The 22,308-nt window shown below is 54.4% G+C and carries 20 protein-coding genes; 10 read left to right on the forward strand and 10 right to left on the reverse strand.

Annotation, left to right across the window (positions count from 1 at the left end; all coding sequences use genetic code 11):
* Nucleotides 1-3: 3 nt before the first annotated feature.
* From ssuD to ssuE, 3 genes are read right to left on the reverse strand one after another with little or no spacing between them, the layout of a single operon-like run.
* Nucleotides 4-1,149, reverse strand: coding sequence for an FMNH2-dependent alkanesulfonate monooxygenase (gene ssuD / locus FZF21_RS07760; protein ID WP_017384817.1), 1,146 nt, complete (start codon nt 1,147-1,149; stop codon nt 4-6).
* Nucleotides 1,146-2,108, reverse strand: a complete 963-nt coding sequence (locus tag FZF21_RS07765; protein WP_047736824.1) for a sulfonate ABC transporter substrate-binding protein — start codon at nt 2,106-2,108, stop codon at nt 1,146-1,148. The genes ssuD and FZF21_RS07765 overlap by 4 nt, the downstream gene beginning before the upstream one ends.
* A complete protein-coding gene (ssuE, locus tag FZF21_RS07770; RefSeq protein ID WP_003858180.1) occupies nt 2,101-2,676 on the reverse strand; it encodes an NADPH-dependent FMN reductase in 576 nt (191 codons plus the stop codon). Before ssuE ends, FZF21_RS07765 begins: the two co-directional genes overlap by 8 nt.
* 249 nt (nt 2,677-2,925) lie before the next feature.
* Between ssuE and pyrD the strand changes: the two genes are divergently transcribed.
* Nucleotides 2,926-3,936, forward strand: a complete 1,011-nt coding sequence (gene pyrD / locus FZF21_RS07775; RefSeq protein ID WP_015570907.1) for a quinone-dependent dihydroorotate dehydrogenase — start codon at nt 2,926-2,928, stop codon at nt 3,934-3,936.
* Between the two features lie 166 nt (nt 3,937-4,102).
* A complete protein-coding gene (zapC, locus tag FZF21_RS07780; protein WP_015570906.1) occupies nt 4,103-4,645 on the forward strand; it encodes a cell division protein ZapC in 543 nt (180 codons plus the stop codon).
* Here zapC and FZF21_RS07785 read toward each other — a convergent pair.
* Nucleotides 4,642-5,751, reverse strand: a complete 1,110-nt coding sequence (locus tag FZF21_RS07785) for a YcbX family protein (protein ID WP_017384813.1) — start codon at nt 5,749-5,751, stop codon at nt 4,642-4,644. The genes zapC and FZF21_RS07785 overlap by 4 nt on opposite strands.
* Before the next feature lie 98 nt (nt 5,752-5,849).
* Between FZF21_RS07785 and rlmKL the strand changes: the two genes are divergently transcribed.
* The 6 genes from rlmKL (at nt 5,850) to rmf (ending at nt 13,775) form a co-directional block, all read left to right on the forward strand.
* Nucleotides 5,850-7,958 (forward strand): bifunctional 23S rRNA (guanine(2069)-N(7))-methyltransferase RlmK/23S rRNA (guanine(2445)-N(2))-methyltransferase RlmL, encoded by a 2,109-nt coding sequence (gene rlmKL / locus FZF21_RS07790; RefSeq protein ID WP_040118285.1) that lies wholly within the window; start codon nt 5,850-5,852, stop codon nt 7,956-7,958.
* 12 nt (nt 7,959-7,970) lie between these two features.
* Nucleotides 7,971-9,878 (forward strand): ABC transporter ATP-binding protein, encoded by a 1,908-nt coding sequence (locus tag FZF21_RS07795; protein ID WP_023296269.1) that lies wholly within the window; start codon nt 7,971-7,973, stop codon nt 9,876-9,878.
* Nucleotides 9,879-9,891: 13 nt separating this feature from the next.
* Entirely contained in the window at nt 9,892-11,145 is a 1,254-nt protein-coding gene (pqiA, locus tag FZF21_RS07800; RefSeq protein WP_017693685.1) for a membrane integrity-associated transporter subunit PqiA, read from the forward strand.
* Between the two features lie 4 nt (nt 11,146-11,149).
* Complete coding sequence (gene pqiB / locus FZF21_RS07805; RefSeq protein ID WP_015570901.1) at nt 11,150-12,790, forward strand: intermembrane transport protein PqiB; 1,641 nt, start codon at nt 11,150-11,152, stop codon at nt 12,788-12,790.
* Nucleotides 12,787-13,353 (forward strand): membrane integrity-associated transporter subunit PqiC, encoded by a 567-nt coding sequence (gene pqiC, locus FZF21_RS07810; RefSeq protein WP_017384809.1) that lies wholly within the window; start codon nt 12,787-12,789, stop codon nt 13,351-13,353. The genes pqiB and pqiC overlap by 4 nt, the downstream gene beginning before the upstream one ends.
* A 254-nt stretch (nt 13,354-13,607) precedes the next feature.
* Entirely contained in the window at nt 13,608-13,775 is a 168-nt protein-coding gene (gene rmf, locus FZF21_RS07815; protein WP_003858162.1) for a ribosome modulation factor, read from the forward strand.
* A gap of 71 nt (nt 13,776-13,846) precedes the next feature.
* On the opposite strand, the gene fabA is transcribed toward rmf, so the two are convergent.
* Both fabA and FZF21_RS07825 read right to left on the reverse strand, forming a co-directional pair.
* Nucleotides 13,847-14,365, reverse strand: coding sequence for a bifunctional 3-hydroxydecanoyl-ACP dehydratase/trans-2-decenoyl-ACP isomerase (fabA, locus tag FZF21_RS07820; protein WP_000227926.1), 519 nt, complete (start codon nt 14,363-14,365; stop codon nt 13,847-13,849).
* 68 nt (nt 14,366-14,433) lie between these two features.
* Complete coding sequence (locus tag FZF21_RS07825; protein WP_047736822.1) at nt 14,434-16,194, reverse strand: Lon protease family protein; 1,761 nt, start codon at nt 16,192-16,194, stop codon at nt 14,434-14,436.
* A 186-nt stretch (nt 16,195-16,380) separates the two neighbouring features.
* On the opposite strand from FZF21_RS07825, the gene matP reads away from it, so the two are divergent.
* Nucleotides 16,381-16,833: a macrodomain Ter protein MatP gene (gene matP, locus FZF21_RS07830; protein ID WP_006809347.1), complete on the forward strand. Its 453-nt coding sequence runs from the start codon at nt 16,381-16,383 to the stop codon at nt 16,831-16,833.
* Between the two features lie 65 nt (nt 16,834-16,898).
* Here matP and ompA read toward each other — a convergent pair whose 3' ends face one another.
* Nucleotides 16,899-17,951, reverse strand: coding sequence for a porin OmpA (gene ompA, locus FZF21_RS07835; protein ID WP_017694761.1), 1,053 nt, complete (start codon nt 17,949-17,951; stop codon nt 16,899-16,901).
* 356 nt (nt 17,952-18,307) lie between these two features.
* Nucleotides 18,308-18,817, reverse strand: coding sequence for an SOS-induced cell division inhibitor SulA (sulA, locus tag FZF21_RS07840; protein ID WP_026094322.1), 510 nt, complete (start codon nt 18,815-18,817; stop codon nt 18,308-18,310).
* A 217-nt stretch (nt 18,818-19,034) separates the two neighbouring features.
* Between sulA and FZF21_RS07845 the strand changes: the two genes are divergently transcribed.
* Nucleotides 19,035-19,661 carry a TfoX/Sxy family DNA transformation protein gene (locus tag FZF21_RS07845; protein WP_047736820.1) on the forward strand — a complete coding sequence of 209 codons (627 nt, stop codon included), beginning with the start codon at nt 19,035-19,037 and terminating at the stop codon, nt 19,659-19,661.
* Here FZF21_RS07845 and yccS read toward each other — a convergent pair.
* Both yccS and FZF21_RS07855 read right to left on the reverse strand, forming a co-directional pair.
* On the reverse strand, nt 19,618-21,780 hold the full coding sequence (gene yccS / locus FZF21_RS07850) for a YccS family putative transporter (protein ID WP_015570895.1): 2,163 nt from the start codon (nt 21,778-21,780) through the stop codon (nt 19,618-19,620). The two genes, FZF21_RS07845 and yccS, sit on opposite strands and share 44 nt — an antisense overlap.
* Nucleotides 21,781-21,798: 18 nt before the next feature.
* A complete protein-coding gene (locus tag FZF21_RS07855; RefSeq protein WP_149120986.1) occupies nt 21,799-22,245 on the reverse strand; it encodes a YccF domain-containing protein in 447 nt (148 codons plus the stop codon).
* Nucleotides 22,246-22,308: the final 63 nt, after the last annotated feature.

Below are 22,308 nucleotides of genomic sequence, written 5' to 3' on the forward strand. Positions count from 1 at the left end.
TCCTTAGCTTTGCGCGACTTTTCTCGGGATAAACGCGTTCGCCACGGCTTCGCCCTGCAACTGAAGCTGACGTGGCTGCGGAATTTCCGGGATAGCGACATCCAGATGCGGGAACAGCAGTTCACCCACCTTGTACGCCTCCTCCAGATGTGGGTAGCCAGACAGGATAAAGCTGTCGATCCCCAGCGCCGCGTATTCATTAATGCGTGCCGCTACGGTTGGACCGTCGCCGACCAGTGCCGTGCCGGCACCGCCGCGCACCAGACCTACCCCGGCCCACAGGTTCGGGCTGATCTCAAGATTTTCACGCTTGCCGTTGTGCAGGGAAGCCATCCGATGCTGGCCCACGGAGTCGGTTTTGGCAAACGCCGCCTGTGCTTTAGCGATAGTGTCGTCGTCCAGATGAGCGATCAGACGGTCGGCGGCTTGCCAGGCCTCGTCGTTGGTTTCACGTACGATCACGTGCAGGCGAATACCAAAGCGTACCGTACGGCCATGTTCTGCGGCTTTAGCGCGTACCTGAGCAATTTTCTCTTTCACCAGCTCCGGTGGCTCGCCCCAGGTCAGATAGAGATCGACCTGCTCAGCCGCCAGCTCCTGCGCCACGTCCGACGATCCGCCGAAATAGAGGGGAGGGCGCGGCTGCTGTACCGGCGGGAAGTAGAGCTGTGCATCGCGAACGTGGATATGTTTCCCTTCGAAGGTGACAGTTTCCCCTTCCAGCAGACGTCGCCAGACGCGGGTGAACTCTGCGGAGGCTTCATAGCGCTCGGTATGATCGAGAAAGACGCCATCGCCCGCCAGCTCCTGCGGATCGCTGCCCGTCACCAGGTTGAACAGCGCACGGCCGTTGGAAAGCCTGTCCAGCGTTGCCGCCTGACGCGCCGCGACGGTGGGTGACACCACGCTCGGGCGCAAGGCTACCAGGAATTTCAGACGCTGGGTGACGGGGATCATTGACGCGGCAACCAGCCACGCATCCTCACACGAGCGGCCCGTCGGGATCAGTACCCCGGTAAAACCGATGCGGTCTGCCGCCTGGGCGATCTGCTGTAGATAGCCGTGATCGACCGGGCGGGCGCCTTCTTCTGTGCCAAGATAGTGTCCATCACCGTGGGTGGGTAAAAACCAGAAAAGATTCAGACTCATGATTTTTTTCCTTCAATGCCAGCGGGTTGCCAGATGCGTTCGCGAATATTCACCTGCTTTGGAACCAGGCGGTTTTGATAAAAGAGGTCTGCCGTTTGCTGCTGGAGAGCGGCAACGTGGGCGTCAATCGGTGCTATGGTGGTGGGAGGACGGTGGTCAAGATAGGTGGCGATCACCGGTTCAGGCAGGCCCATGGTTTTTGCCAGCAGCGTGATGCTCTGCTGACGCTGGCTTTGGGTCAGCGCATCGGCCTGAGAGAAGGTATCCAGCACCTGCTGAATAAATGCGCCATTTTTCTCAGCGTAAGGACGTGCCGCCAGGTAGAACGAACCGGTCTGCTTCAGGGTGGTGCCGTCTTTCAGCACCCGCACACCGCCCTGCAACAGTGCGGCGGAGTAGTACGGATCCCAGATAGCCCAGGCATCAACATTTTTTTGCTGAAACGCCGCGCGCGCATCGGCAGGCGTCAGGTAAACGGGCTGGATATCGGTGAATTTAAGGCCGGCCTCCTGCAACGCGCGCAGCAGCAGGTTGTGCGAGCTTGAACCTTTCTGGAAAGCAACCTTATGGCCTTTGAGGTCGGCGACGCTTTTGATCTCGCTGTTTTCCGGCACCAAAATAACCTCTGCCTTCGGCTTGGCGGGCTCAACGCCAACGTAAACCAGATCCGCCCCGGCAGCCTGCGCAAAGATTGGCGGGATATCGCCGGTGCTGCCTAAATCAATACTCCCGACGTTCAGCGCCTCCAGCATCTGTGGTCCGGCAGGGAACTCGACCCATGAGAATTTGGTCTCCGGGAAACGCTTCTCAAGCAACGCATGGCTTTTCGCCAACACCATGCTGACGCTGCCTTTCTGATAACCGATACGCAGGCTCTCCGGCGTTTTCTCCGCCGCCTGAGCCAGCGACGCCACTGCCAGCAGACCTGCCAGCCCGATACGGGTAACTGTTTTAAACATGCGCCACTCCTTGTGATTGATGAAATGCTGCCGCGTGGCGATCCCGACGGTTCAGGGCGTGCCAGAAGGTTTCGAGCGCACTGTCGAGGCGGGTTTGCAGATTCGGCGTGAAATGGGGTTTATGCTGGTAGTCGATTACCTGTGAGTCGTCAGCGAAGACGCCATGCAGGATCTCCTGCGCTTTCAGCGCGTTCAGAACCGGCTTGAGGGCATAATCCACCGCCAGTAAATGGGCTACCGTACCGCCTGTGGCCAGCGGCAGGACGACCTTACCGTCCAGCGCGCGTTCGGGCAGCAGATCGAGCAGCGTTTTCAGTGCGCCGGAAAAAGAGGCTTTGTAAATCGGTGTCGCGACGACCAGCCCGTCAGCACTCTTAAGTTGTTCGATCAGGGTTTTCAGCGCCGGGCTGTCGAAACGGGCGTAGAGCAGATCTTCAGGCGCGAAATTGTGCAAATTCCAGTGACACACTTCGACATCCAGAGCATTAAGCTTTTCGCGAGCGTATTCCAGCAGTGCGCTGGAGCGAGAGGGGAAGCGGGGGCTTCCGGCCAGGGTAATGACGCGCATGGTTGCTCCTTATAACTAATTGTTTGCTTTTATCTAACATTCATAACAATTTTCAGGAGTGTGACATTGCGTGGTTATTCCACTAAATGATTTATCCTCAGGATGAATGCAGAAAAATGCATAAGAAGCGAACCGATAAGTAAACGATTGCGTTTTACGTGGCTTTTTTTGCCACAGGTCAATTCCCTTTCCGGGCGGAATCGCACATAATCCCCTCCCGGTTTGCACACCGGGAATCCAGGAGAGTTCATGTACTACCCCTTCGTTCGTAAAGCCCTTTTCCAGCTCGATCCTGAGCGCGCTCATGAATTTACATTTCAGCAGTTACGCCGTATTACAGGAACGCCTCTGGCCGCGCTGGTGCGTCAAAACGTGCCGGAAAAACCAGTTCAGTGCATGGGCCTGACTTTCAAAAATCCACTGGGCCTGGCGGCCGGTCTGGACAAAAATGGCGAATGCATTGATGCACTCGGTGCGATGGGCTTTGGCTCGATCGAAATCGGGACGGTGACGCCGCGTCCGCAGCCGGGAAATGACAAGCCACGTCTGTTTCGCCTGGTTGAAGCCGAGGGGCTGATCAACCGCATGGGCTTTAATAACCTTGGCGTCGATCATCTGGTTGAGAACGTTAAGAAAGCCCATTTTGATGGCGTGCTGGGTATTAATATTGGCAAAAATAAAGACACGCCGGTCGAGCAGGGTAAAGATGACTATCTGATTTGTATGGAAAAAGTCTATGCCTATGCCGGTTATATTGCGGTGAATATATCTTCGCCTAACACCCCAGGACTGCGTTCATTACAATATGGCGAAGCGCTCGACGATCTTCTTAGCGCCATTAAAAATAAACAAACGGCGCTACAGGCGATCCACCATAAATATGTTCCGGTCGCGGTTAAGATCGCCCCGGATCTTTCGGCAGAAGAATTGATCCAGGTTGCCGACAGTTTAGTTCGCCATAATATTGATGGTGTGATTGCAACCAATACAACACTCGATCGCTCTCTCGTTCAGGGAATGAAAAACTGTGACGAAGCGGGTGGATTAAGTGGCCGTCCGGTACAATTAAAAAGCACCGAAATTATTCGCGCACTCTCCGCAGAATTAAAAGGTCAGCTGCCGATTATTGGCGTGGGTGGCATTGACTCTGTCATCGCTGCACGTGAGAAGATGGCGGCAGGTGCATCGCTGGTGCAAATTTATTCCGGCTTTATTTTTAAAGGGCCGCCGCTGATTAAAGAAATCGTCACGCATATCTAATCTTTTCTCTTAATCAGACAACCAGGGCTTTATTTCCAGCCCTGGTTGTTTTATATTCCGTCATTGTTGCTTATTTAAACATTATAGTCTTTTATTACTAGTGTTATAAGCGAAGCGGCAAACAGGACATTTTTAGTACAGTACGTTTAGGGGACGGGAGAGAAACATGCGAATTAAACCTGACGATAACTGGCGCTGGTATTTTTGTGACGAGCATGACCGTATGATGCTCGACTTAGCCAATGGCATGTTGTTTCGCTCTCGTTTTGCGCGCCGAATGTTAACGCCAGACGCGTTTGCTCCCTCAGGCTTTTGCGTTGACGACGCTGCACTCTATTTCTCTTTTGAAGAAAAATGCCGCGAGTTCGATCTCTCCAAAGAACAGCGCGCTGAACTGGTACTAAATGCGCTGGTGGCGATCCGTTTCCTGAAACCGCAAATGCCGAAAAGCTGGCATTTTCTCGCCCACGGCATGTGCTGGACCCCGGCTATCGGCGATGCGGCGAGCGTCAATCTGAGCGATACCGAAGAAGAGGTGAATTTGCTGGTGGTTGAACCCGGTGAAAACGCTGCGCTCTGTTTGCTGGCCCAACCCGGCGTGACCATTGCCGGGCGAGTTATGCAGTTAGGTGATGCCATCAAAGTGATGAATGACAGGCTGAAGCCACAGCTGCGCGTTGATTCCTTCAGCCTTGAACAGGCAGTTTAAGCTTCCAGCTGTACGGATGTTTTCGGGACACAGCTACAGCACAGGATCGTGCCGTCACTGCCAATCGCAGATTTCTTCAGGGCACTTACTTCACCATCGACCAGTTTAATGCGACAGCATCCGCAAATCCCCGCGCGACAGGAATACGGTACGCGGATACCTGCCTGCTCCAGCTGTTCCAGTAGCACCTGCTGATTGTTACCACGGATAACCTTGCCTTCCCAGTGAATATCCACCGCGGAAGCGACGTTGGTGACAACGTCAACCATCTCTTCTTCCTGACCTGCGCCGTACACCCTGGCAGGCCCGCGGGTGAGAATTTCGACCTCGTCGCCCACGCGGATCACGCCGCTGGAGCGGGGGATCAGGTTCTGGCCGAAGTCGACATCGCCGTTATCCTGCGCGGTACGAAATGACTGCAAGGTTTTCAGCGGTTCGCCGGAAGGGTGTTTCTGACCTTTCTCCGGGCTGACGGTGGTAAAAATACAGCGGCTGCACGGCTTCACGACATCAAAAATAACGCTGCCGATGCGGATCACTTTCCAGGTATCTTCATCCCAGGCATTCGCTCCGGTCACCACCAGATTCGGGCGAAACTGCTCCATCTGCACGCTGGCTTTGCAACGATTTTGTAAATCACGCAGCGAGGCCTCGCTGGTCAGCAGGAAGGGAAAACCATCCGCGAAGGAGAGAGGAACCGCATCGTGGCGCTTCACGCGACGGGTCAGCGCAGGCCCAACCCAGCGCAGCTGAACGTCACGGGAGAAAAAGCCGCTCAGCCACTGGTTAATGTTATCCGGCGCGATACGCGCGGTAAAATGATTGCCCCACACTTCCGTTGGCGCATCAAGCGGCGCAAAATCAGCAAAGCGGATCACGACGCTTGAACCGTCCGGCGCAGTCAAATGCAGCCCGTCATGAAGCGGGGAAGGGGTAAAGCGAACCATCTGCGGGAACTGACGTGCGGTGATAAACGTACCGTCAGGCTCGGTGACCATAAAAATACGATCAAAGGCGAATCCGCTCATATCGGCCAGCGCGTGAGAGACGCCGATGCCGCGCATGGATTTCACCGGATGAATAAAAAGCCTGGATAACGTCGCCACTGCACACTCCCGCTAAAGAAAATAAGCCTTCAACTTTATGACATACACGCCATATTAGCTATAATGCGCGACAATTTTCTATGAGTAAAAGTGACGATATGAATTCTCTGTTTGCCAGTACGGCCCGTGGGCTGGAAGAGCTGTTAAAAACTGAACTGGAAGCCCTGGGCGCGAAAGAGTGCCGGGTGGTTCAGGGTGGTGTCCATTTTGAGGGCGACACGCGGCTTATTTACCAGAGCCTGATGTGGAGCCGTCTGGCGTCGCGCATCATGCTGCCGATGAAAGAGTGCAAGGTCTACAGCGATCTTGATCTCTACACCGGCGTACAGATGATCGACTGGACAGAGATCTTCACCCCGGACGCTACCTTTGCGGTGCATTTCAACGGCGTCAACGATGAGATCCGCAACAGCCAGTATGGTGCCCTGCGCGTTAAGGATGCCATTGTGGACTGCTTCACGCGTCGCAATAAAGAACGTCCGAACGTTGACCGTGACAACCCGGATCTGCGTATCAACGTCTGGCTGAACGGCGATACGGCCAGTATTTCCCTGGATCTGAGTGGCGCAGGCCTGCATCTGCGCGGCTATCGCGATCGCACCGGAATGGCGCCGATCAAAGAAACGCTGGCTGCCGCTATCGTGATGCGCTCCGGATGGCAGCCAGGTACGCCGCTGCTCGATCCGATGTGCGGTTCCGGTACGCTGCTGATTGAAGCCGCGATGCTGGCCACCGACCGTGCGCCAGGGCTGCACCGCGGCCACTGGGGCTTCAAAGGCTGGGCGCAGCACGATGAAGCCATCTGGAAAGAGGTCAAAGACGATGCGCAGACCCGCGCCCGTAAAGGGCTGGCGGAGTACACCTCTCACTTTTACGGTTCGGACAGCGATGCACGGGTGATTGAACGCGCGCGCAGCAACGCCCGTCGTGCCGGTATCGGCGAGCTGGTGACCTTCGAGGTGAAGGACGTGGCGAACCTGACCAATCCGCTGCCAAAAGGCCCGTACGGTACGGTGATCAGCAACCCGCCGTATGGTGAGCGTCTGGACAGCGAGCCGGCGCTGATTGCACTGCACAGCCTGCTGGGCCGCAACATGAAAGCGCATTTCGGCGGCTGGAACCTCTCCCTGTTTAGCGCCTCGCCGGAGCTGCTGAGCTGCCTGCAATTGCGTGCCGATCGCCAGTTCAAAGCGAAAAACGGCCCGCTGGACTGCGTGCAGAAAAACTACCATCTGGCAGAAGTAGCGGCGGATAGCAAACCGTCAGGCGTGGCGGAAGATTACGCCAACCGCCTGCGCAAAAACCTGAAGAAATTTGAGAAGTGGGCGAAGCAAGAAGGCATCGAATGTTATCGCCTGTACGACGCTGACCTGCCCGAGTACAACGTGGCGGTTGACCGCTATGCGGACTGGGTGGTGGTTCAGGAATACGCCCCGCCGAAAACTATCGATGCGCAAAAAGCGCGTCAGCGTATGCTGGATGTGATTGCGGCCACCATCGCCGTACTCGGCATTTCGCCAAACAAGCTGGTGCTGAAAACCCGTGAGCGTCAGAAAGGTAAAAATCAGTATCAGAAGATGGGCGAGAAAGGCGACTTCCTCGAAGTGGGCGAATATAACGCGCGCCTGTGGGTTAACCTGACCGACTACCTTGATACCGGTCTGTTCCTCGATCACCGTATCGCCCGCCGCATGCTGGGCCAGATGAGCAAGGGGAAAGACTTCCTGAACCTTTTCTCCTATACCGGCAGCGCCAGCGTTCATGCGGGGCTTGGCGGCGCGCGTAGCACCACCACGGTAGATATGTCCCGGACTTATCTGGAGTGGGCAGAGCGCAACCTGCGTCTTAACGGCTTAACCGGCCGTCAGCATCGCCTGTTACAGGCCGACGTGCTGGGCTGGCTGCGCGATACCGACGAGCAGTTTGACCTGATCTTTATCGATCCGCCGACCTTCTCTAACTCCAAGCGTATGGAGGATAGCTTTGATGTTCAACGCGATCACCTGCGCCTGATGACCGACCTGAAGCGTCTGCTGCGTAAAGGCGGCACCATTATGTTCTCGAATAACAAGCGCGGATTCCGCATGGATCACGACGGCCTGGCCGAACTGGGACTGAAAGCACAAGAAATCAGCCAAAAAACGCTGTCTCAGGACTTTGCCCGTAACCGTCAAATCCACAACTGCTGGCTGATCTCCGCGGTCTGAAAGGAAAAATAAATGTCTTTAATTAGTATGCACGGCGCGTGGCTCTCTTTCAGCGACTCACCGCTTCTCGATAATGCAGAGCTGCATATCGAAGATAACGAGCGCGTCTGTCTGGTGGGCCGTAACGGCGCAGGTAAATCGACGCTGATGAAAATCCTCAACCGTGAGCAGGGGCTGGATGACGGCCGTATTGTTTACGAGCAGGATCTGATCGTCTCTCGTCTGCAACAGGATCCGCCGCGTAACGTCACCGGCAGCGTGTACGATTTTGTGGCCGAAGGGATTTCAGAGCAGGCGGAATACCTCAAGCGTTACCACGAGATTTCGCATCTGGTGATGACGGACCCGAGCGACAAGAATCTCAACGAGCTGGCAAAAGTGCAGGAGATGCTCGATCACCACGGCCTGTGGCAGCTGGAAAACCGCATTAACGAAGTGCTGGCCCAGCTTGGCCTGGAAGCGGATATGGAGCTGTCGGCGCTCTCCGGCGGCTGGCTGCGTAAAGCGGCGCTGGGTCGTGCCCTGGTGAGCGGGCCTAAGGTGCTGCTGCTGGACGAACCGACGAACCACCTGGATATCGAAGCGATTGACTGGCTGGAAGGGTTCCTGAAAACCTTTAACGGTACCATTATCTTCATCTCCCACGACCGTTCGTTCATCCGCAACATGGCCACGCGCATTGTCGATCTTGATCGCGGCAAGCTGGTGACCTATCCGGGCGATTACGATACCTATCTGCTGGAGAAAGAAGAAAACCTGCGCGTGGAAGAGCTGCAAAATGCCGAGTTCGACCGCAAGCTGGCCCAGGAAGAGGTATGGATCCGTCAGGGCATTAAAGCGCGTCGTACCCGTAACGAAGGCCGCGTTCGCGCCCTGAAGGCGATGCGCCGCGAACGTAGCGAACGCCGCGAAGTCATGGGTAGCGCCAAAATGCAGGTGGAAGAGGCGTCCCGCTCGGGCAAGATTGTCTTCGAAATGGAGAACGTGAATTATTCGGTTGACGGCAAAGTGCTGGTGAACGATTTCTCCGCTCAGGTTCAGCGCGGCGACAAAATTGCGCTGATCGGCCCGAACGGGTGCGGTAAAACCACACTGCTGAAACTGATGCTCGGTCAGCTCCAGGCCGACAGCGGTCGTATCCACTGCGGTACCAAACTGGAAGTGGCGTACTTCGACCAGCACCGCGCCGAGCTGGATCCAGACCGTACGGTGATGGATAACCTCGCCGAGGGTAAACAGGAGGTCATGGTTAATGGCAAGCCGCGTCACGTGCTGGGCTACCTTCAGGACTTCCTGTTCCACCCGAAACGCGCTATGACGCCGGTGCGCGCGCTGTCCGGGGGAGAACGTAACCGTCTTTTGCTGGCGCGTCTGTTCCTGAAACCCAGTAACTTATTGATTCTCGATGAACCGACTAACGATCTGGATGTCGAAACGCTGGAACTGCTGGAAGAGTTGATTGATGGTTATCAGGGAACCGTGATGCTGGTCAGCCACGATCGTCAGTTTGTCGATAACACCGTGACCGAGTGCTGGATCTTCGAAGGCAAAGGACGCATCGGGCAATATGTGGGCGGCTATCATGACGCGCGTGGACAGCAATCGCAGTCGCTGGCGCAAAAACAGGCGAAGACCAAAAATGTCGCTGAACCTGTTGTTGCAAAGGCAGAAACTGTCAAAAAGTCTCCTGCTAAAATGAGTTATAACTTGCAGCGCGAGCTGGAAGGGCTGCCGCAGCGTCTGGAAGAGCTGGAAGCTGCACTGGAAGCACTGCAAATCCAGGTCGCTGATGCGTCATTCTTTACGCAGCCTCACGACTATACTCAGAAAGTATTGGCTGAACTCTCCCAGGCTGAACAGGCGCTGGAAGAGGCATTTGAGCGCTGGGAGTACCTTGAGTCTCTGAAAAACGGCGCATAAACAGGGATAATCTATGTGTGACCAGCACCATGCCGATCGGCATATATTATGCTCGCAATGCGATATGCTCGTGGCGTTGCCAGAGCTTGGTCACGGACATAAGGCTGCCTGCCCGCGCTGCGGCGCTACGCTGACGACCGAGTGGGACGCGCCAAGGCAGCGTCCTACGGCTTATGCGCTGGCAGCCTTATTCATGTTACTGCTCTCCAATCTCTTCCCTTTCATCTATATGAAAGTGGGCGGGATGACCAGCCAGGTGGATTTACTGGAAATACCAGGCGTGATGTTCTCGGAAGATTACGCCAGCCTTGGCACCTTCTTTCTTCTTTTCGTGCAGATCGTCCCGGCTTTTTGCCTGGTCGTCATTCTGCTGCTGGTCAACCGCGTCAGGATGCCCACTGTCCTTAAAATCAAACTCGCGCGGATCCTGTTCCAGTTGAAAAGCTGGGGCATGGCGGAAATTTTTCTCGCGGGTATCCTGGTCAGCTTCGTGAAGCTGATGGCCTACGGCGATGTGGGGATTGGCAGCAGCTTTATTCCGTGGTGTCTGTACTGCGTGCTACAACTGCGCGCGTTCCAGTGCGTGGACCGACGCTGGGCCTGGGACGATATTGCCCCGGCGCCGACGCTCTCGCAGACGGTAAAGGTGGGCGTACCGGGTATCCGTCAGGGGCTTCGCTCCTGCTCGTGCTGCACCGCCGTGCTGCCCGCGGATGTCGAGGTGTGCCCGCGCTGTGAAACAAAAGGTCACGTCCGGCGTAAAAATAGCCTGCAATGGACCATGGCGCTGCTGGTGACCTCTGTCATGCTCTATCTGCCCGCCAATATCTTGCCGATCATGATCACCGATCTGCTCGGCGACAGAATGCCCTCGACCATACTGGCCGGGGTGATTTTGCTGTGGAGCGAGGGGTCATACCCTGTGGCAGGCGTCATATTCCTCGCCAGTATTATGGTTCCGACCTTAAAGATGATTGCCATTGCCTGGCTTTGCTGGGATGCAAAAGGGCACGGTAAGCGAGACAGCGAGCGTATGCATCTGATTTATGAGGTCGTGGAATTTGTTGGCCGCTGGTCGATGATTGACGTGTTCGTGATTGCAGTTCTCTCAGCGCTGGTGCGTATGGGGGGGCTGATGAGTATTTATCCCGCTATGGGGGCGCTGATGTTTGCGTTGGTCGTCATTATGACCATGTTTGCGGCCATGACCTTCGACCCTCGTTTATCGTGGGATCGTGAGCCCGATTCAAGCCATGAGGAAGAGTAAGAGCATGGAAAATAAGAGTGGAGAGGCTAAAGTGCAGAAGGTCAGAAACTGGTCGCCGGTGTGGATTTTCCCCATCGTGACCGCGCTGATCGGTGCATGGATCCTGTTTTATCATTACAGCCATCAGGGACCGGAAGTCACGCTAATTACCACCAATGCAGAGGGGATTGAGGGCGGAAAAACCACCATCAAGAGCCGCAGCGTGGATGTGGGTGTCGTGGAAAGCGCGACCCTGACGGATGATTTAACCCATGTTGAAATCAAGGCCCGCCTGAATGCCGGCATGGAAAAACTGCTCCATGAAGATTCTGTTTTTTGGGTAGTGAAACCGCAGGTCGGAAGAGAAGGGATCAGCGGCTTAGGGACGCTATTGTCAGGGGCCTACATCGAACTCCAGCCTGGCAACAAAGGCGCCCAGCCAGCAAACTATCAGCTGCTGGATTCACCGCCGCTTGCGCCACCGGATGCAAAAGGGATCCGCGTTATTCTGGACAGCAAAAAAGCGGGCCAGCTCTCGCCGGGCGATCCGGTACTGTTCCGTGGGTATCGCGTCGGTTCGGTTGAAACAAGCACCTTCGATCCGCAAAAACGGACCATCAGCTATCAGCTTTTTATCAATGCGCCTAATGATCGCTTGGTGACCAGCAACGTTCGCTTCTGGAAAGACAGCGGGATCGCGGTGGATCTGACCTCTGCGGGGATGCGCGTTGAGATGGGTTCACTCACCACGCTGTTTGGTGGGGGCGTCAGTTTTGATGTGCCGGAAGGTATCGATCTGGGACAACCGGTGGCGGAGAAAACCGCCTTCAGGCTGTTTGACGATCAAAAAAGCATTCAGGATGCGCTCTATACCGATCACATCGACTACCTGATGTTCTTTAAGGACTCTGTACGCGGCTTGCAGCCTGGGGCGCCAGTTGAGTTCCGGGGTATCCGTCTGGGGACCGTGGGACAAGTGCCTTACTTTGTTCCGGGACTCAAGCAGATGCTTGATGATGATTATCGTATTCCGGTGCTGATCCGCATTGAGCCTGAGCGTTTGATTAACCAGATAGGCGAGGACCAGGATATTGGGGAGCATATCAGCGATCTGATGAATCGCGGTCTGCGTGGCTCGCTGAAAACTGGCAACCTGGTCACAGGGGCGTTATATGTCGATATGGACTTCTATCCAAAAGCGCCACCAATGACGGGGATCCGTGAATTTGGCGGCTACAAAATTATTCCTACGGTCAGCAGTGGCCTGGCGCAGATCCAACAGCGCCTGATGGAAACGCTGGATAAGATCAACAATCTGCCGCTGAATCCAATGCTTGAGGCCGCGACGGGATCACTGCATCAGAGCCAGGCGACGATGCAACGTCTGCAAACCACGCTGGATAATATCAACAAGATCACTGCCAACCAGTCCATGCAGCAGCTGCCGCAGGATATGCAGAAAACGTTGCGCGAACTGAATCGCAGTATGCAGGGCTTCCAGCCGGGCTCAGCGGCTTACAACAAGATGGTGGCGGATATGCAACGTCTTGATCAGGTTTTACGCGAGCTACAGCCCGTTCTGAAAACGCTCAATGAAAAGAGCAACGCGCTGGTGTTTGAAGCGAAAGACAAAAAGGATCCTGAGCCTAAGAGGGCGAAACAATGAAAAAATGGCTAATCATCGCAGGCGCACTGGTATTAACGGCCTGTAGCTCTGGAAGCGATAACAAAAGCTACTACCAGCTGCCGTTAAGCGCGCAATCCGGTGCGCAGAGTAGCACCTCGCAGGGCAGCCGTCTGCTGTGGGTTGAACAGGTTGCCGTGCCAGATTATCTGGCGGGCAACGGGGTGGTCTACCAGACCAGCGATGTGCAGTACGTTATTGCCAACAATAACCTGTGGGCCAGCCCGCTGGATCAGCAGCTACGCAATACGCTGGTGGCGAATCTGAGCAGCCAGCTTCCTGGTTGGGTAGTCGCCTCGCAGCCTCTGGGAAGCGATCAGGACACTCTGAATGTTAACGTGACGGGATTCCATGGCCGCTATGATGGTGCGGTTGTTATCAGCGGGGAGTGGCTCTTGAATCATCAGGGCCAGCTGATTAAGCGTCCTTTCCATCTGGAACTGAAGCAGCAGAAAGATGGCTATGACGAAATGGTGAAAGTGCTTGCGCAGGGGTGGGCACAGGAGTCGGCTGCTATCGCAAGAGAGATTTCCCGGCTGCCATAAGTAAAATTCATCGACGAAAGCCGCACTCAGCTTCTTGCTGATTGCGGCTTTTTTTTCGTTTTATGTTCATTTTGTTACTTGTCCCGCGTCACATTTTTTGTACAAACGATCTTCCATGTAGCTCACAAATATGACACCCGTATGAATTTTGAACGTTGACGCTGACGCCGATTCGGGGTATTCGTTAACTGTGCTTGCACATATTGCAATCACTGTTTTCTTTCCACCAGACAAAAGAATGAGGGAAACGAGGCATGAAGAGACAGAAACGAGATCGCCTGGAAAGGGCTCATCAACGTGGTTATCAGGCTGGCATCGCCGGACGTTCAAAAGAAATGTGTCCCTATCAGGCCCTGAATCAAAGGTCCCAATGGCTAGGGGGCTGGCGAGAAGCCATCGGAGACAGGGCAGTACTTGCTTGATACCGTCTCTTTAAAAAGAAACCTCCGCAATGCGGAGGTTTCGCCTTTCTGGAAGGGGCTAAATGCCGTTATCAGAAAGCGGAGGTATCCTGGAACAGACCCACTTTCAGGTCGTTCGCGGTATAAATAAGACGACCATCTACCAGCACTTCACCGTCCGCCAGGCCCATAATCAGGCGGCGGTTAACGATGCGTTTGAAATGGATACGGTAGGTGACTTTCTTCGCGGTAGGCAGAACCTGACCGGTGAATTTCACTTCGCCTACGCCCAGCGCACGGCCTTTACCTTCACCGCCAAGCCAGCCCAGATAGAAGCCAACCAGCTGCCACATGGCATCGAGGCCCAGGCAGCCAGGCATTACCGGATCGCCAATAAAGTGGCAACCGAAGAACCACAGGTCCGGGTTGATATCGAGTTCTGCTTCTACGTAACCCTTATCAAAGTTGCCGCCGGTTTCGGTCATTTTCACGACACGGTCCATCATCAGCATATTTGGGGCCGGTAACTGCGGGCCTTTCGCACCAAACAGTTCACCGCGACCAGAGGCAAGAAGGTCTTCTTTAGTATAGGATTCGCGTTTATCTACCATGTTCTCAGTAAGCCTTATTTTAGTGAAGGACGCAGGATAGCTAACACGTGTACGCTGAACAAGTCCGATCAGTTAGCACTAAACCAACTTAACCAGCGTAACGGCCACGGATAACGATGACGAGCATCCTGCTGTGTCGCCTGAGCTATACGTTCCTGAATGGTCTGCATCAGGGTTGTCTGGCCTTCGCCGTCCCAGACCAGGTTTGTCAGTAAGGGTAGAGCATCCTCAACCCCTTCGATGGCCCAGACGGCGAATTGTTCCTGCTCTACCGCATCCAGAATCGCCTGGCTCAGGCTCAAATGGCGAGCGTTAGGCGCCGGAATAATCACGCCCTGTTTGCCGTTTAAACCGCGCTGCTGGCAGATAGCAAAGAAGCCTTCGATTTTCTCATTCAGTCCACCCACCGGTTGAGCACGACCAAACTGATCTACGGAACCGGTAATCGCAATATTCTGATTAATCGGTACGTCTGCAAGCGCGCTGATCACGGCGCACAGCTCTGCCATCGAGGCGCTGTCGCCGTCGACTTCACTGTAGGACTGCTCAAAGGTCAACGAGGCAGAGAAGGGGATCTGCTGCTCCAGCTGAAGTTCAGACATCAGGAATGCCTGCATGATCATCATGCCTTTGGCATGAATGTTTCCGCCCAGTTCGGCCTTGCGTTCGATATCGGTAAATTCGCCGTCACCAATGTGCACGACACAGCTGATACGGGAAGGCTCGCCAAAGGCGCGCGGGTGTCCGGGGAACTCGATGACGGACAAGGCGTTGATTTGCCCGATACGTTCGCCTTCGGTCTCCACCAGAATCTGTTCCAGCAGAATTTCATCCTGCATACGGTCAGCAAGATAACCTTCACGCCATTCACGCTGGGCCAGCATCTGGCTAAGCTGCTCACCAGTAAACGGACCGTTGCCGCTGATAACGCCCACTTCACGCAGCTGTTTACCGATCCAGAGCGGGCAGAGCGGCAGGGTTTCCTGATCGCCAGTGTAGCGTACGGCCTCGCGGATTAAGCCCGGCCACGCATCCTCGGCAGGCGAGGGCAGCGCGAAACGTTCCGCCACGGCCATAACCCACTGACACCACTGCGCCATGTCATCGGCATCGGCGATCTGAATATTGTCTTCAAATTCACTGTAAACCGCCTGCTCCGCGAGTTCTGGCTCCATTTCCTGGAAATCAGCCAGAGATTCACGGTCACCCGTCAGCACGACGGTCAGCGACAGCGGCATAGACGGAATGGAAACAGGCAGCGGACGTGAATCGTCGTAGCCTATCCATTCAAAACGTTGCTGCATCACCACCGTTTTCAGGCGCATCCACAGCAAAGGCTGTGCGAGCAGGGTGCGAAGGGAGATGAGCAACACACCACCGTTCGCGCGGTGTACCAGACCGGGTTGCAGTGACATATCGCCATTGAACTGACGAAGGCAGCCGAACAGCTGTTCTGCTTCCACCCAGTTGGCGGTGATCACTTCGCCTTTTACAGCGAATTGTCCGTCTGCCTGCGTGGCAGGTTCGAAGGTCACGTCACGTCCGGCAATATGATACTGACCACCAAAAACGGCATTCGTTTTTGGATGCAACTGGCGCATGGCATCACCGAGAAGCGTCAGATACTCGGCTTCTTCCGGGGCTTTGAGCAGCATGAAAGGAGATGTAGCCCATGGGGATGACATCTGCTCCAGCGCGTAATGCAAACGCGGTTGTGTATCGCTAAGTATGAATTCGTGTTCTTTTGTGAGGTCTGGCTGTGCAAACAGCTCCTGATAGCTCTCGGTATCCGGAACCAGGTCACGCCATGCAAGTTTCGTAATGGTCAAAGTTGATGTTTTTTAGTCAGAAGTAAAACCGTGGAGTATACCGTAAGCGGCGCACTCTGCCCAATCAGGATTAGGGTTTTCGTCATGCGGATCGCCTGCCGTGTTTCACAGGATATGATTTCTTTTCAGCAGATTGCCAAAAAACTGATATTCTGAACAGAGTTACACGGTAACACTGAGATCGCAATGAAATATCAACAACTGGAAAACCTCGAAAGCGGCTGGAAATGGAAGTACCTGGTCAAAAAGCACCGTGAAGGGGAGCTGATCACCTGCTACATCGAAGCCAGCGCGGCACAAGAAGCTGTGGATATGTTGCTGACCCTCGAAAACGAACCGGTACAGGTCAACGGCTGGATTGAGAAACACATTAATCCGGCCTTGTTAAACCGGATGAAGCAAACTATCCGTGCTCGTCGTAAACGGCATTTCAATGCCGAGCATCAGCACACCCGTAAGAAATCCATCGACCTCGAGTTCATGGTCTGGCAGCGTCTGGCCGGGCTTGCGCAGCGGCGCGGGAAAACCCTGTCGGAAACGGTGGTGCAGCTGATTGAAGATGCCGAGCACAAAGAGAAGTATGCCAGCCAGATGTCGACGCTGAAGAACGATCTACAGGCACTGTTAGGTAAAAAATAAGCTTTTTACTTTTCTTCAGATAATAAAAAACCCCGCATCGCGGGGTTTTTTTATAAGACGATAACTTATGCCGCAGGCTGAGTTACAACGTCTTTGATACCTTTAACTTCGATCTCTACGCGACGATCTGGTGCCAGGCAGTCGATCAGTGCAGCGCGTGGTTTCACGTTGTCACAGGTAGAACCGGTAACTGGGTTAGATTCGCCCATACCACGTGGGGAGATCTTGTTAGCTGGGATACCTTTAGATACCAGGTAATCAACTACAGACTGAGCACGTTTCTCAGACAGACCCTGGTTGTAAGCGTCAGAACCGATACGGTCGGTGAAGCCCAGAACCACTACAGAACCGTCTTTAGGATCCAGGTTGCTCAGCTGGGTGTACAGCTGATCCAGTGCCTGCTGACCTTCTGGTTTCAGGGTAGCTTTGTTGAAGTTGAACAGAACGTCAGACTTCAGAGTGAAGTGCTTGGTCTGTACTTCTGGAGCTGGAGCCGGAGCTGGAGCTACGACTGGCGCATCTTCCTGCTGACCGAAACGGTAAGAAACACCAACGCTCAGCATGCCGTTGTCTGGACGAACGCCAACGGTAGCACCGTCACCGATGTTGTTAACCCACTGGTATTCCAGACGGGTAGCGATGTCACGGGTCATTGCCCACTCAACGCCACCAGCGAATACTGGGGAAACACCAGTGTCGTGGTCGTCACCAGCGATGCTGTTGCTGGAGTCTGCACGCCATACCATGCCGCCCAGACGGGTGTACACGTCCAGGTCGTCAGTCACTGGGTAACCCAGTTTAGCGGTCAGCTGTACGCCTTGAGCTTTGAAAGCGCCATTTACGTTGTCGCCTTTGTAAGGCATACGACCTAACCAGTCGTAACCCATTTCAAAGCCAACATACGGGTTAACCTGATAGCCACCGAACGCACCTGCACCCAGCTGGCTCTCGTGAGTAGGGCCATCGTTGTTCAGGCTGCTGTTGTACCAACCGGTGTCATGGAACTGAGACCAGCCCAGTTTACCACCTGCATACCAGGTATTATCTTTCGGAGCGGCCTGCGCTACGGTAGCGAAGCCAGCCAGTGCCACTGCAATCGCGATAGCTGTCTTTTTCATTTTTTGCGCCTCGTTATCATCCAAAATTTGCCATGAATATCTCCATCGGAGGAATCACGGTTAAATCCTTCACCGGGGGGCGTGGTCAAATATAAACCTACCGATATCTTCGGCTTAGGCCGAGCACCCCTGGCGATGTAAAGTCTACAACGTAGCTGAAAACTTACAAGTGTGAAGTCCGTCAGGCATATGAAAAAAAAAGTTCCGTATACCTAATATTTAACAATTTTTGAACGAATTTTGTGCAGTAAAATTAACGAGAACCGCGTCAGACAAGCCTTGCCGCAGTTTTGGCGCGTTGAACTTTTTTTGCATACTGCGGTCGAAAAAAATTCCAGGAAAACTCTTAAAATGACTCAATGGTACACATTTGAGTGAATTTTTAGCCCGGGATGTTGTCCTCTGCGATAGGAATCTCCACGAACCGGCCGCATGATGAAACCCATCGCGTTACCTTCTTCAGCCGCTTCAGTCAGACGCAAATGTTCCTCTTGCGACAGATCCTCAGGCAACCACCCAATCACGACGCTATAGTTCCCGGTACGTAATGCCCGGACCATCGACTCGACCGTATCGCAAGGGGAGAGTTGATTAATCTGCATCACCTTCGCTAACGGCAGGCCAGCCGACTGAACCCATTCACGACTTAATTTTTGCTGTGGCGTCAGCCAGAGCTGCCAGCGAGACTGTTGCCCGAGCTGCTGCAAAAGCGGCAGGAGTAAGAGTTGTGTTAACAGCGGCTGGTCTTCACGGTAAACCACTTCACTGATAAGCCCTGTCGATACACGCCCGATAGAATTCTGCGCAGCATTGCCTGCGGCAGAAGTGGAAGGTGTTAAGTGATTTGCATAGCCTGAAGTGTACATATTCATTCCAGCCCTGTAGTTACTGTATGGATATACAGTAACCCCTGTGTGCATAAAGATCAACCTCATTTTCGGAAAGCGACTCGCAAATTTCATCCATTCCTGGTGAACCTGAAAAAATCATCTTGCCCAACGGCAATAAGTTGCCTATTTTCCTGCTAACGGATCCGTTAGTAAGAAATATCGTGTTTACTGTATGATTTTTAATGGAATTATCATGAAAAAGATATCTTATGATCGGATTTATCAATCTCAGGAATACCTCTCTCCGCTGGGCGAAATTCATCATCGCGCCCTGTTTGGCGGTTATACCCTGGCCGTGGATGAAGCGGTGTTCGCGATGGTGTCTGACGGCGAGCTGTACCTTCGCGCCTGTGAGCAAAGTGCAAAATACTGTGTAAAAAACGCCTCCTCTTTTCTGACCCTGATGAAACGAGGACGGCCAGTGCTGCTTAATTACTACCGTGTGGATGAAGGTCTGTGGCAAAACAGGGAAAAGCTGCTTCAGCTCTCCTCGTTTGCTCTCGATGCCGCCAGGAAAGAGCGCTACCAGCGCCATCAGCGTAACCGGCTTAAGGATCTGCCGAACCTGACCTTTCAGATTGAGGTCCTGCTTATGGAGGCGGGCATTACCAATGAAGAGACGCTACGACAGTTGGGGGCGAAGACGAGCTGGCTGAAAATGCGCTCTAAGAATAAAGCGCTGAGTATCCGGGTATTGTTCGCGCTTGAAGGCGCCATCGAAGGGTTACATGAAGCGGCACTCCCGGCGGATATTCGCCGGGAGCTTATGGAGTGGTTTAATGCGCTGCCTGAGTCGCAGGGCCATCATTCCGCCATGTAGCGATCTTCTGTCGCAGCCGACAAATTTCCGGCAGCAAAGCGATAAGCAGGCCAATTTGCTGTAGGACCAGCGGAGCTTTGTTGTCGGTGCCAGGATCAAGGTGTGCGATACGTTGCACCAGTTCATCCAGTGCCTGGTGAACCCGTGGCTCATCCGCAGGTTGATGATGAAGCGCATCATCAACGTAGCAAACGGCGTCGTCCAGCAGCGCCAGGATGCCCGGATTTGTCAGTTTCTCACGGTGGGCGCCAAGGGTAGAGATATAGCTGGTGAACGTGTGGTTCAGACACAGCAGGCGGAAGGCTGTCTCCCGGATTTCTGCCGTGGCGCGCGGCTCAGTTGACATATTCGAGACAACGGAAGCCAGCTCTGCGTCCGTGTTATGCGCATCGCGACGGGCAATCCGATAGGCCAGACGGTTATCGCGACCCTGATGGTATTGCTCAAGAATAGCATCCAGATAGCGGCAGTTGGCGTTCATTGCTCTGTCGGACACGCGCGGTAAGTTACGAAAACGCCAGTCCGGCCAGATAAAGCTCACCGCTGCCCAGGCAATGGCGCAGCCGATTAGCGTGTCGATAACGCGAGGAAGGGCCACTTCAAAGCCTTCACCCAGCAGATTGAAGCAGAGCAGCACCAGCAGCGTGATGAACATCGTGGCGTGGGCGTACTGCACATTGCGGAAGGCGAAAAACAGTACACCGGTAATCACAATCAGGATCAGTTGCCCTTCTACGGATGGCACAAAGTAGAGCACCGGCAGCCCGATGGCGACCCCGACTAATGTCCCGACAATACGCAGCGCGAGCCGATGGCGGGTAGCGTTATAGTTCGGCTGGCAGACAAACAGGCTGGTCAGCAGGATCCAGTAACCGTGGTGCAACCCTGTTATCTGGATAAACGCGTAGCCGACGCACAGAACCAGCGACATCCTTACCGCATGGCGAAAGAGGGCGGATTCCGGCGTAAAATGACGGCTCAGGCGCAGCCACATATCGCTGAAACCGTTGAGACTGTCGTCGGCAAGCTGGTTGTCGGCGTCATTGCCCGGCATTGCCATCGCCTGTTCAGACTCAATGGTGGCGAGCTGAGCATCGATGGCTCTCAGGTTGTTGAGCAAGAATCCCAGGGCTTTGAACTGTTCCGGCGATGTCCCACTGGCCTGAACGCGATCGAGGGCCGCATCCAGATGACTGAATGCGCGTTCAAAGCGAGGATCGTGCTGATAGGGCGTGCGCAGCAGTATTGAGCGCGCAAGTTGCTGGCAGGCCTGAGACTGCATTGACAGCAGGCGCTGGAAACGGAACATCACGTCGCTGTAGCGGAATTTCTCGCGCAGGTCAGCGTACTGCACATGCGAGGAGCTGGCGCGCTCGTGAATATCCTGGGCGACAAAGTAGTAGTGCAGTGTGCGCCGGGTACCGCGCTGACCGCGATCGCCGCGCAGACGGGTGAGCAGAGACGCTTTGGTCTGATTCAGCGTGGCGACCAGTTGGCCATTTGCCAGCGCCAGATCGTACAGGGGCGCCTGGCTGTCCTCTTCAATATCCGGATCAAACAGCCGGGATTTCAGCTCCAGATAGTGGGCCAGCTGTTCGTAACTGCGGGCAATGTTGTCCTGTAAGGCACGAACCGGAAAAATAAGATGCCCGGTTAAGGTCAGCAGGTTATACCAGATAGCGCCCAACAGCAGCAGGACCGGTTGTTGATACCACTGATCGTAAAGAGAGACGCCCAGCATGGTGTAAATGGCAATCAGCAGGGCGCCAAACGCGATAGTGGCGTAGCGTTGCCCGAGGCCGCCGAGCAAAATGAAGCCGCTGGTGGACACCGTCAGCCCTAAGGCAAACAGCCAGGGCCAGGGGAAAAGCAGCTCAACGGAGGCGGAAGCAATAAAGAAGCAGACCAGCGTAATGACCAGATTACGCAAACGACCGGCCAGGCGGTCGTCGAGATCCGCCAGCGCGCCGGCCACCACCCCAAGCGTGAGGGGGATGGTGAGCTTCACATCATTTAGCCACCACGGCAGAGCGACGGTGCCGCAGAGGGCGATAAAGATCCTGACGTTATACAGCCAGTTACTGTTCCACGTATAGCGACGAAGCAGGGGGCTTAGCATGAGTGCGGCCAGTCCTTATTACTGAAAACGGCGACGGGCGTTGGCTTCACGCGCGGCTTGCGCGACTTCGACCGGGACAACACGGCGTCCTACCGGCCACAGGGCGATGGTAGCAATTTTGAAATTAGCGATGCCAACCGGAATGCCTATAATCGTGATGCACTGGGCGATACCGGCGAAGATATGCATCAGACACAACCACCAGCCAAAGAAGATCAGCCATAAAATATTCAGCAGCGTGCCGCCGGTATTCATGAAGGCATTTTTTCTTTCCGGCTCCAGCTCATCCACGTGTACGGCTTCATTTCCATAAGGAACGAGGGACAGTTTGGTGATTTCCCAGCAGGAGCGCGTCAGCGGAAGGGTGAAGATGAGCACGATGCTCACCAGAGTGGCAAAAAGCCAGGAAAAGGTGGTGGCAAAACCGCCAAGGACAAAATTCAACACATTCAGAACGGTACGCATAAACCCTCATTTCCTTCGATATGATTAACGCCCGGTGATTGTAACGTTTTTTTGGGCTGGAGC

Source organism: Enterobacter sp. LU1 (assembly GCF_008271405.2).
In the GTDB taxonomy this organism is placed as follows: Bacteria; Pseudomonadota; Gammaproteobacteria; order Enterobacterales; family Enterobacteriaceae; genus Enterobacter; species Enterobacter hormaechei_C.